This is a genomic window from Vibrio sp. 10N.222.49.C12 (genome assembly GCF_041475025.1).
Lineage (GTDB): Bacteria > Pseudomonadota > Gammaproteobacteria > Enterobacterales > Vibrionaceae > Vibrio > Vibrio crassostreae_C.
The window spans coordinates 41,427-51,296 of sequence record NZ_JBFRVF010000058.1; the positions used below are offsets into that span (position 1 = coordinate 41,427).

Annotated in this window: 8 protein-coding genes and 1 pseudogene; 6 read left to right on the plus strand and 3 right to left on the minus strand. The window is 45.2% G+C overall.

Annotated features, from left to right (window positions below; translation table 11 throughout):
* Positions 1-132: 132 nt before the first annotated feature.
* Both AB4583_RS16780 and AB4583_RS16785 read right to left on the minus strand, forming a co-directional pair.
* Positions 133-1,257 carry a M14-type cytosolic carboxypeptidase gene (locus AB4583_RS16780; RefSeq protein ID WP_372118431.1) on the minus strand — a complete coding sequence of 375 codons (1,125 nt, stop codon included), beginning with the start codon at positions 1,255-1,257 and terminating at the stop codon, positions 133-135.
* 135 nt (positions 1,258-1,392) lie between these two features.
* On the minus strand, positions 1,393-1,668 hold the full coding sequence (locus tag AB4583_RS16785; RefSeq protein ID WP_017060331.1) for a nitrogenase-stabilizing/protective protein NifW: 276 nt from the start codon (positions 1,666-1,668) through the stop codon (positions 1,393-1,395).
* 307 nt (positions 1,669-1,975) lie between these two features.
* Between AB4583_RS16785 and AB4583_RS16790 the strand changes: the two genes are divergently transcribed.
* From AB4583_RS16790 to AB4583_RS16800, 3 genes are all read left to right on the plus strand, one after another.
* Positions 1,976-3,070 (plus strand): NapC/NirT family cytochrome c, encoded by a 1,095-nt coding sequence (locus AB4583_RS16790; RefSeq protein ID WP_372051956.1) that lies wholly within the window; start codon positions 1,976-1,978, stop codon positions 3,068-3,070.
* Positions 3,071-3,092: 22 nt separating this feature from the next.
* Positions 3,093-5,540, plus strand: a complete 2,448-nt coding sequence (locus tag AB4583_RS16795) for a molybdopterin guanine dinucleotide-containing S/N-oxide reductase (RefSeq protein ID WP_017060333.1) — start codon at positions 3,093-3,095, stop codon at positions 5,538-5,540.
* Positions 5,541-5,682: 142 nt separating this feature from the next.
* Entirely contained in the window at positions 5,683-5,895 is a 213-nt protein-coding gene (locus AB4583_RS16800; RefSeq protein ID WP_136979685.1) for a TIGR02450 family Trp-rich protein, read from the plus strand.
* Positions 5,896-5,935: 40 nt separating this feature from the next.
* Here AB4583_RS16800 and AB4583_RS16805 read toward each other — a convergent pair whose 3' ends face one another.
* Positions 5,936-6,673: an HAD-IIB family hydrolase gene (locus tag AB4583_RS16805; RefSeq protein WP_372118436.1), complete on the minus strand. Its 738-nt coding sequence runs from the start codon at positions 6,671-6,673 to the stop codon at positions 5,936-5,938.
* Between the two features lie 642 nt (positions 6,674-7,315).
* Between AB4583_RS16805 and proV the strand changes: the two genes are divergently transcribed.
* The 3 genes and pseudogenes from proV to proX form a co-directional block, all read left to right on the plus strand.
* Complete coding sequence (gene proV / locus AB4583_RS16810) at positions 7,316-8,503, plus strand: glycine betaine/L-proline ABC transporter ATP-binding protein ProV (RefSeq protein WP_372118439.1); 1,188 nt, start codon at positions 7,316-7,318, stop codon at positions 8,501-8,503.
* A 3-nt stretch (positions 8,504-8,506) separates the two neighbouring features.
* Positions 8,507-9,601: a glycine betaine/L-proline ABC transporter permease ProW gene (proW, locus tag AB4583_RS16815; RefSeq protein ID WP_372118441.1), complete on the plus strand. Its 1,095-nt coding sequence runs from the start codon at positions 8,507-8,509 to the stop codon at positions 9,599-9,601.
* Positions 9,594-9,870: pseudogene (gene proX / locus AB4583_RS16820) on the plus strand (proline/glycine betaine ABC transporter substrate-binding protein ProX); the annotation flags it as partial. The gene proW and the pseudogene proX, both read left to right, overlap by 8 nt.

Sequence of the window (9,870 nt, forward strand, 5' to 3'; positions counted from 1 at the left end):
AGTTAGATTCACTCATCCAAGCCGATATTAAAAAGCCCAGCACTTTCACAAGTGCTGGGCTTTGTTCTATCTATAGCCCAGATTCTTATAAACCAAAGGCGATACAGGTAAAGCTAATGAGCTTAGTTGGCCTTATAGCTCGTCTACTGTAGCCCAAACTGCGGCTAGCATATCGTGACCAAACGCGACACTTCGTTCTGGAGACCAGCCGTAAAGTTCGTCAGCGTGACTGATGTGATCTTTAAATGGCATCTCGACGGTGTAAGCCAAACACTTGAATTGCTCACCAATCCAGTTTGTGCCAACTGTCATGTTTGCTTTGCCTGGTTCGTCTTTATCGTAACCAAATTCATCTTGGAACTCTGGCGTGATAGTGAGCAGTGCTTGCTTGAAGTGGCTCTCTAGCTTCGCGATGCGCTCGTTGTAAGAAGGTGTGCCTTCGCTACCTGCTACAAAGTTATATGGAATCGCTTCGTCGCCGTGAATATCTAGACACAGGTCAACGCCCGTTTCCAGCATACGCTCGCGAACAAGGAATACCTCTGGGCTGCGTTCCATAGAAGGTGATTGCCATTCGCGGTTCAGGTTTACGCCAATCGCGTTAGTACGCAGGTGACCGCGGATGCTGCCATCTGGGTTCATGTTTGGTACAACGCGGAACACAACGCTGTCTAGAAGAGAGCGACCGACCGTATCTGTTTCATCAAGCAGGCGTTGTAGCAGACCTTCGATTAGCCATTCAGCCATCGTCTCGCCTGGATGTTGGCGACCGATAACCCAGATATTTTTCTTCTCTTCACTTGGCTCGCCGATAGTTAGCAAAGTGATGTCGTTGTTGTCTAGCGTCTGACCTAGAGTTTCAAGCTTACAAGCTGGGTGCGTTTGAGCACTGTGCAGAAGATCTTGGTGACGATCGTATGAGTACGGTGCGAAATACGCGAAGTACATTGAATCGTGTTCAGGGATGATATCAAAGCTTAATGTATCGCCATCGAACTGAGATGGGATACGGAACCACTCTTCACGGTCGTAGGATGCAACCACATCGTAATCTTTCCAGCCTTCAGGGTAGGCAGATGTTGCCAATTGACCGATTTCAAAGTGGTGAGCTTGTTGAGCCTCACTTTCTAAGCGGAAGTGAAACCACTGAGAGATTTCAGTTTGGTAGTCTGCTGGGATAGTCAGTTGAATGTTTTGTGGTGAATCTGCTGAAACGACGTGAATGTTGCCGCTTTCGAAATTGCTGAAAATTTTCATTGTAATTTTTATCTCGTAGTTGAGTTGCCGTAAGACTAGCACACTTTTTTTCGAGCAAACCACTAACTAAATCGTAATGAGATGTTATTTCAACTATCTACTTTTTAGTTCTCTACTTTGAGCAGTACTTCCTATCTATCGACGCTGACAAGTTGTACACCCACGACAGGCTGAACGTGTGTGGCGATCTAACTTGCTGCGTTGAACCTTACAATAAGCGTTTTTCAGCGCTCTTCTTCCTGAGAACCAATCATCGGGTTTTGACAGGATCAGATAACCATTAAAGCGTTTCATAAGCTCGACTCTATTTTGGTTGATGAACTTGCTATCAAACCCAATTTCGAAGTAATCAAGCGCTTGTTCAATCGAGGTGAAACTCGCCATTTTTTGTTGGAATTCTGTTTGGTTCATTGAGTGAGGAGTTTATGAAAAATAGATAGCCAATATTGTAATAGATTTACAATTTACTTCTTTGACTTAGAAAGCCGTTTTGTCTCGTTGATGTTGGATTAATCAATAATGAATATTTAACCGCTGCCTCTTATTTGGTGGGTGATTGTATTTGGTGGGGAATAATTTCGTGAAGTGACCTTGGGTTCTCATAAAGGTTCAATTTTTGTTCCTCAGAATGCGATTTATGATCCAAATCAAACTGATCTACCCCTAAAGTACTATTCTGATCTTAATTGTAACCAATTGTTGAAGATGATTAAGAATTATGACAATAAAAAAACGTTATATCGCACTAATAGCGGCGGTTGGTATAGGTATTGGCTGGTTAACCTTAGGGGGAACTGCAGCCGTTATGCACTATACATCGAGCACTGAGTTTTGTGTTTCTTGCCACACAATGGAAGCACCCCACAAAGAATACCAAGGTTCTGTACACTTCAGTAACGCAAAAGGCATTCGAGCTGAATGTGCCGATTGCCACATTCCAACTGATCCGATTGACTACGTGATCACCAAAGTAAGAGCGTCCAAAGACATCTACCACGAATTTATTTCAGGTAAGATAGACACGCCTGAGAAATATGAAGCACACCGTGAAGAGATGGCTGAGGCAGTTTGGGCTCAATTCCGCGAGAATGACTCAGCGACTTGTCGCTCTTGTCACGAATTCGATGCAATGGAAGAGTTCGAGCAATCTCGTGATGCAGCAAAAATGCATGCTTATGGTCGTGAAAATAACCAAACGTGTATCGACTGTCATAAAGGCGTCGCGCACTTTGCCCCAGAAGCTCAACTAGACAGCAAAGCCTTCGAGACCTTGATTGCCTTTACTCAAAATACGCCAGTTGATGCGAAAGTGGTTTACCCAGTAACCGACATCGCAATGGGCGAATTTGGTAACCTAAATCCAACAGCAAAACTAGAAGTGGTTAAAGCTGAAGGCGACAACCGTACTGTGACTTTGAATGCATTCCAAATGAAAGGCGCAGAGCAAGTGCTTTACTTCGGTGAAGGTCAACGTGCAATCGTTGCGACACTAACTGATAAAGGTCAAGAAGCACTGACTACTGGTGAATACGAAGCCGATGCTTATGGTAACGAGTGGCGTTCAGTTGCGCTAACGGGTGATATCACTTCTCCAGTTGTCGATAAACTAGACCCAATCTGGTCTTACGCAGAAGAGTTGGACAACGTTTACTGTGCAACGTGTCACGCGAAAATTCCTTCAAACCACTTCACTGTGAATGCTTGGGGACCTGTTGCGAAAAGTATGGGCGACCGTACAGACATTTCTGAGCAAAACCTTGAGCTGCTGACTAAGTACTTCCAAAACCACGCGAAAGACGTTGTTGGTCACTAAAGAGAATTAGAAGGATAAAATTATGACTAATATGACACGTCGTGGATTTATGAAAGGCACAGGTATTACAGCTGGTGCGTTGGCATTCACATCTTTGACGCCGATGAGCGCAATTGCTTCGGACAAACGTGGTTCTGGTGTTCTAACATCAGGTCGTATGGGACCAATGCTGTGTGAAGTGAAAGATGGCAAGTTAGTGTCGACGACGAATGCACTGGCACAAACGGTTCCAAATAGCCTGCAGACCACAGGCCCTGATCAAGTACACACCAAAGCGCGTGTTAAGTACCCTATGGTTCGTAAAGGCTACTTGGCTAACCCATCTGCACCTGAAGGTGTACGTGGTAGTGATGAATTTGTTCGTATCTCTTGGGATGAAGTGTACAAATTGATTCACCAACAACACTCACGTATTCGTCAAGAGCACGGTGCGGAATCTGTATTCGCAGGCTCTTATGGCTGGCGTTCAAGTGGTGTTCTGCACAAAGCACAAACGCTTCTACAACGTTACATGAGCATGGCTGGTGGTTACTCTGGTCACTTAGGTGATTACTCAACAGGTGCTGCGCAAGTTATCATGCCGCACGTTGTGGGTTCGATTGAGGTGTATGAACAGCAGACGACTTACCCAGTTATCCTTGAGCACAGTGATGTGGTGGTACTTTGGGGCCTAAACCCAATTAACACCTTGAAGATCGCTTGGAGCTCAACCGACTGTGCAGGTCTTGAGTTCTTCCACCAGTTGAAGAAGTCGGGCAAGACAGTGATTGCGATTGACCCAATGCGCTCTGAGACTATCGAGTTTTTTGGTGACAACGCAGAGTGGATTGCTCCTCACCCAATGACTGACGTAGCCATGATGATGGGTATCGCACACACGTTAGTGAAACAGGGCAAGCACGATAAAGAATTCTTGGGTAAATACACAACAGGTTACGACGTATTCGAAGCTTACTTGATGGGTAAGGAAGACGGCGTAGAAAAATCTGCTGAGTGGGCGTCTGAGATCTGTGGTGTGCCAGTGAAGCAGCTTGAGCTACTTGCGGATATCTTCAGTAAGAACCGTACTATGCTGATGTCTGGCTGGGGTATGCAGCGTCAACAATACGGTGAACAACGTCACTGGATGTTGGTTACGCTAGCGACAATGCTAGGTCAAGTTGGCTTGCCTGGTGGTGGTTTCGGTCTTTCTTACCACTACTCAAACGGTGGTAACCCTGCTCGTGATGCAGGCGTACTTCCTGCGATTTCAGCGTCACTTGGCGGTGGTTCTTCGGCGGGTAACGATTGGGCTGTTTCAGGATCTGTGAACGCATTCCCTGTAGCGCGTATTGTTGAAGCGCTAGAAAACCCGGGTTCAAGCTACCATCACAATGGTCACAACCTAACGTTCCCAGAGATCAAAATGATCTGGTGGGCAGGCGGTGCGAACTTTACTCACCACCAAGATACCAACCGCTTGATCAAAGCTTGGCAAAAGCCTGAGCTGATTGTTATCTCAGAACCTTACTGGACAGCAGCAGCTAAGCACGCGGATATTGTTCTGCCAATTACTACATCGTTTGAACGTAATGATATGACGATGACGGGTGACTACAGTAACCAACACTTAGTGCCAATGAAGAAAGTGGTTGAGCCACAAGGTGAAGCTCGTAACGATTTCGATGTATTTGCGGACATGTCTGAGTTACTTGCTCCGGGTGGTCGTGATGTGTACACCGAAGGCAAGACCGAGATGGAATGGCTGTATGGTTTCTACAAAACCGCACAGCAAGGTGGTCGTGGTCAGCGTATCGTAATGCCTAACTTCAGCAAGTTCTGGGAAGATAATCAGTTGATCGAGATGAAGTGGAACGAGAAGAACGCACAGTTTGTTCGTTACGCTGATTTTCGTGAGAACCCAATCATGAACCCACTAGGTACACCAAGTGGCAAGTTCGAGATATTCTCAAGAACCATTGAAGGTTACCAACTAGATGATTGCCCTGCACACCCAACTTGGTTAGAACCAACAGAGTACACAGGCAACGCTAAAGATGGCGAACTGCAACTGATGACAGCGCACGCCGCGCACCGTCTGCATAGCCAGTTCAACTACGCGAAGATCCGCGAAGAGTATGCGATTGCAGACCGTGAGCCGATTTCAATTCACCCTGAAGATGCGAAAGCTCGAGGCATTAAAACGGGTGACTTGGTTCGTGCACACAATGGTCGTGGCCAAGTATTGGTTGGTGCATTAGTGACTGATGGCATCAAACAAGGCTCAGTATGTATCCATGAAGGCGGTTGGCCAGATTTAGATAAAGATACAGGCCTATGTAAAAACGGCGGCTGTAACGTACTTACGTTGGATATTCCGACCTCTCGTTTGGCAAATGGTTGTGCAGCGAACTCTGCGCTTGTGAAAATTGAAAAATACACAGGCCCAGTATTAGAACTGACGGCATTTGATCCACCTAAAAATGGCTAATCTTTAACGAGAAATAGCTAATCGAATGAAGCCAGCCTAACCGCTGGCTTTTTTATGATCTTTTTTGCGATGGAAAGACTATTACTGAATGTCGAGTAGACAACTCATAATAATCAATGACATCAAAGAAAGAGAGAAGCCCATGAATCGGATCAACCCAAAGAAGTTATTTCGTAGCAAATGGACAGCCGTTAATCCTGTGAAGAGAGAAAAGCACTTTATGGTCACAGAAGTAGAATTTGATGAAGGGGAGGTCGTGCGCTGCATGATAGAGGCGGTAATGACCAAACGAGAAGAAGACATCAACTGGCGGGATCTCACCGACAAGGATCATTGGCTTCCCGGTTGGAAATAAGGATAGGAAGCAGGGAGCAGTCGGTCACCTCTACTTATTTCTAATTACCCGCTGCTGCACGCCCTTGCCAGTATTTAAGGCCTTCTAAGACACCCTCAGCATGTGTTGCTCTACTCGTGTATACGTTGTCTCTATCCGATAGGTGAGCAACCTCTGGGTAATGGTTAGCAACCAGTATCGAGTTTACGCCTTCAATGGTGAGCATTGAGGTGTCGTTAGCTGAGTCACCTGCGACGCACACTTCTGCAACGCTCAAATCGTGTTGTTCGAGTAGGTGGTAAATCGCAGTCGCCTTGTTAACGCCTTTTGGTGTGATATCTAAGTACCAATCATGAGAGTAAGTCAGGTGAACATCTAATCCGTGCATCTCCAAGCTAGATTCAATCAGTTCGTGTTGAGGCTCAGACAGCTTACCTTCAAACGTCATCTTGTAATCACCTTGATGATTCTCTATACGCTCGCCCATAAAGTCGAGTGGTGCGAGTGCGGACTCTACTTTTGACTTATTCCATGAAGCCTCGAGTTGTTGGTGCCAGATATGGTCGGGCTTTTGAGAATGGTTATGATGAATCCTGGTGCCAACATCGCTGATAATACTGTGTGGTTCCGGGTAGTTGTTTGATGCTAAGCCGTCTTGAATAGAGGGTAACGTTCTTCCTGTTGCGATGATAAAGCGGATATCAGGTTGCTCGGTAAGGTAATCGAAGAATTGGTTAACCCCATGAGAAGAGCCTCCATCCAGCGTTCCGTCAAAGTCACACACCAGCATTTTTATCATTCGAATTCCTTGTCTTTTTCTCTCATTCATCGCGGGGAAAGGTTTATTTCTTTTATAAAGAATGGCTCAGCAGTGAGCACTCTACAAGTTGAATTCCAGCTTAGGTAATCGCCAATTGAGAGTTTGCAGCAAGTATCACAGTTGGTGTGATGTATTAAAATTCTTGGTCTAAAAGGTTGATTTCAACTCGCTGACTTTAGCCGGTTGAGCTTTGGTTTTTAGGTAGAGATTGAGAGTAGATCTTATCCTTGTTGCCGAGCGAACTTTCGCCTCGGAAACATCATGAAAGCTTAATAAATAGTTCGTATTCGAATTATTTGCACACGAACTAATTGTGGCTTTTGTTGGTTCATTCAGCCTATTAATTACTCTAATGTAAAATTAATATTCAATAATCTACGGCTAAGTAATACATAATATTGGTCGCGCGCCAGTCTAATTTATACCTTTATTTATCAGTGACTTGCTTTGCTCTTGCTTGTTTTTTTGGTCTTGTTGTCACTAGTCTGGTTTCGGTCTTCTGCCTTGTTTTACCGAACGAAGCTCCTTGATTTAAATATGCTAATTACTTAGAGTTCTAATTGTTTTTCGGGTTTAAATAACCATTATTAAGTTTAAATAACTGAGAAAGGATTAGATTACATGGATCCCATACTGGAAGTTAAGGGACTGTACAAGGTGTTTGGTGAAGACACCGACCGTGCTTTTACAATGATTAATGAAGGCGCAAATAAAGATAAAGTTTTCGAAGAAACAGGGCTAACGATCGGCGTTAACGATGTTTCTCTTAGTATCCAAGAAGGCGAGATTTTCGTCATAATGGGACTGTCAGGATCTGGCAAATCAACCCTAGTACGCCTTCTTAACCGCTTGATCGAACCAACCAAAGGCAATGTGCTTCTTCGAGGCAAAGACATTGCCCACATCTCAGAAGATGAACTCCGCGAAGTTCGCCGCAACAACATCTCGATGGTTTTCCAAAATTTCGCTTTGATGCCGCATATGACGGTCATCGAGAATGCCGCATTTGGTCTAGAGCTTGCGGGTGTTGAAGTTGAGCAACGAAAGCAGTCAGCACTTGAAGCACTAGAACGTGTAGGTCTTGGCGCATATTCAGAGTCTTACCCAGATGAACTATCTGGTGGTATGAAGCAGCGTGTTGGTTTGGCTCGTGCACTAGCATGTGACCCAGATATTTTGTTGATGGATGAAGCGTTCTCGGCGCTCGATCCTTTGATTCGTACTGAAATGCAAGATGAGCTTATTCGCCTTCAAAATGACGATAAAAGAACCATTGTTTTTATCTCGCATGATTTGGATGAAGCGATGCGTATCGGTGACCGAATTGCGATTATGCAAAATGGCGAGGTGGTTCAAGTAGGTACTCCAGACGATATTCTTAATAACCCAGCCAACGATTATGTCGAAGCTTTCTTCCGCGGTGTGAACGTAGCAAGCGTACTTACTGTGAAAGACATTGCGCGTAAGAAGCCAGCTGCGGTATTTAAAAAATCAGAACACGATGGTCCAGCGTCCGCTCTACAAATTTTGATGGATAACGACCGCGAATACTGCATCGTAGTTGAGAAGAGCAGCCGTTACTCCGGCATTGTCTCTATTGACTCGCTTCGTAAAGCTCACAAAGAGAACAAATCACTCGTCAGCGCGCAGCTCGATGATGGATTAACGCTGAACCCTGATTTACCAATCAATGATGTGCTTGGCCTAGTTGGTGGTGTGCCTTACTCAGTGCCTGTTGTGGATGAGCAAGGTAATTACTTTGGCGTGGTGACTAAGTCACGACTGTTACAAACATTGGATAAGGGGTAGATCATGTCGTCTGAACAAACAAATAATGACCCATGGTCTCAATCGGCTCCTGCAGCTCAACCTGCAAGTGATCCTTGGGGTCAAGCCGCTGACACTTCACCATCGGCAGATTGGCTAAGCAGTGAAACCGTAGAAACCATTCCTTTTGATCCTCTTAATCCTTTTGCAGAGGCAGTTTTGCCTGTTGATACTTGGGTTGAGTCTGGATTGAATTGGCTAGTTGAACACGGACGACCATTGTTTCAAGCAATTCGTGTACCTATCGATTTCATTCTAAGTTCATTTGAAACGGCGTTGGTGTCTACGCCAGCACCATTCATGTTGATCATCTTGTTTCTAGTGGCATGGCAGTTTTCAAACTTGAAGCTTGGCGTTGCAACGGCCGTATCTTTGACTTTCATTGGCTTGATTGGCGCTTGGTCTGAAGCAATGACCACATTGTCACTGGTCATGACATCCGTATTCTTCTGCCTATTGATTGGCTTACCCATGGGGATATGGCTCGCTCGAAGTAACACGGCGGCTAAATTCGTGCGCCCAATTTGGGATGCTATGCAAACCACACCAGCCTTCGTTTATTTAGTACCGATCGTAATGTTGTTTGGTATCGGTAACGTTCCGGGTGTAGTAGTGACCATCATATTCGCACTTCCTCCTGTTGTGCGTTTGACCATCTTGGGTATTCAGCAAGTACCGGAAGAATTGATCGAAGCGGGTCACTCATTCGGTGCAAGCAAAAAGCAGATGCTTTACCGAATTCAACTGCCACTTGCATTACCAACTATCATGGCGGGCGTGAACCAAACACTGATGTTGTCGTTATCGATGGTGGTTATCGCATCAATGATTGCGGTAGGTGGTTTAGGTCAAATGGTACTGAGAGGTATTGGCCGTTTGGATATGGGACTGGCCGCTGTTGGTGGTTTAGGCATCGTTATCTTAGCCATCTTATTAGACAGAATCACCCAAGTACTGGGTGTCAATGCTGGTAATACAAAATTACGCTGGTATCGCATGGGACCTGTTTCCCTTGTACTGAATGTACTTAATCGCGGTAACAAATCAGAACTTCAATTAAGGAAAAACACCAATGAATAATTCATGGAAGAGTAAACTCGCAGTAAGCATCGTTTCTACATTAGCGGTATCGACTAACGTGTGGGCAGCAAGCCTACCGGGTGATGGCGTATCAGTTCAGCCTGTTCAATCTTCTGTAGCGGAAGAGACATTCCAAACATTGATCGTTAACCGTGCTCTAGAAGAACTGGGTTATGACGTGAAATCAACTCAAGAAGTGGACTACAACGTAGGCTACACCTCGATTGCAAAGGGTGACGCAACGTTCCTAAGGCTTTGTTTCCTAATTG

Excerpts from the sequence above, each read along its gene's own strand:
- AB4583_RS16780 (WP_372118431.1), bottom strand. The coding sequence starts at position 1,257 with ATGAAAATTTTCAGCAATTTCGAAAGCGGCAACATTCACGTCGTTTCA.
- AB4583_RS16785 (WP_017060331.1), bottom strand. The coding sequence starts at position 1,668 with ATGAACCAAACAGAATTCCAACAAAAAATGGCGAGTTTCACCTCGATT.
- AB4583_RS16790 (WP_372051956.1), top strand. The coding sequence starts at position 1,976 with ATGACAATAAAAAAACGTTATATCGCACTAATAGCGGCGGTTGGTATA.
- AB4583_RS16795 (WP_017060333.1), top strand. The coding sequence starts at position 3,093 with ATGACTAATATGACACGTCGTGGATTTATGAAAGGCACAGGTATTACA.
- AB4583_RS16800 (WP_136979685.1), top strand. The coding sequence starts at position 5,683 with ATGAATCGGATCAACCCAAAGAAGTTATTTCGTAGCAAATGGACAGCC.
- AB4583_RS16805 (WP_372118436.1), bottom strand. The coding sequence starts at position 6,673 with ATGATAAAAATGCTGGTGTGTGACTTTGACGGAACGCTGGATGGAGGC.
- proV (WP_372118439.1), top strand. The coding sequence starts at position 7,316 with ATGGATCCCATACTGGAAGTTAAGGGACTGTACAAGGTGTTTGGTGAA.
- proW (WP_372118441.1), top strand. The coding sequence starts at position 8,507 with ATGTCGTCTGAACAAACAAATAATGACCCATGGTCTCAATCGGCTCCT.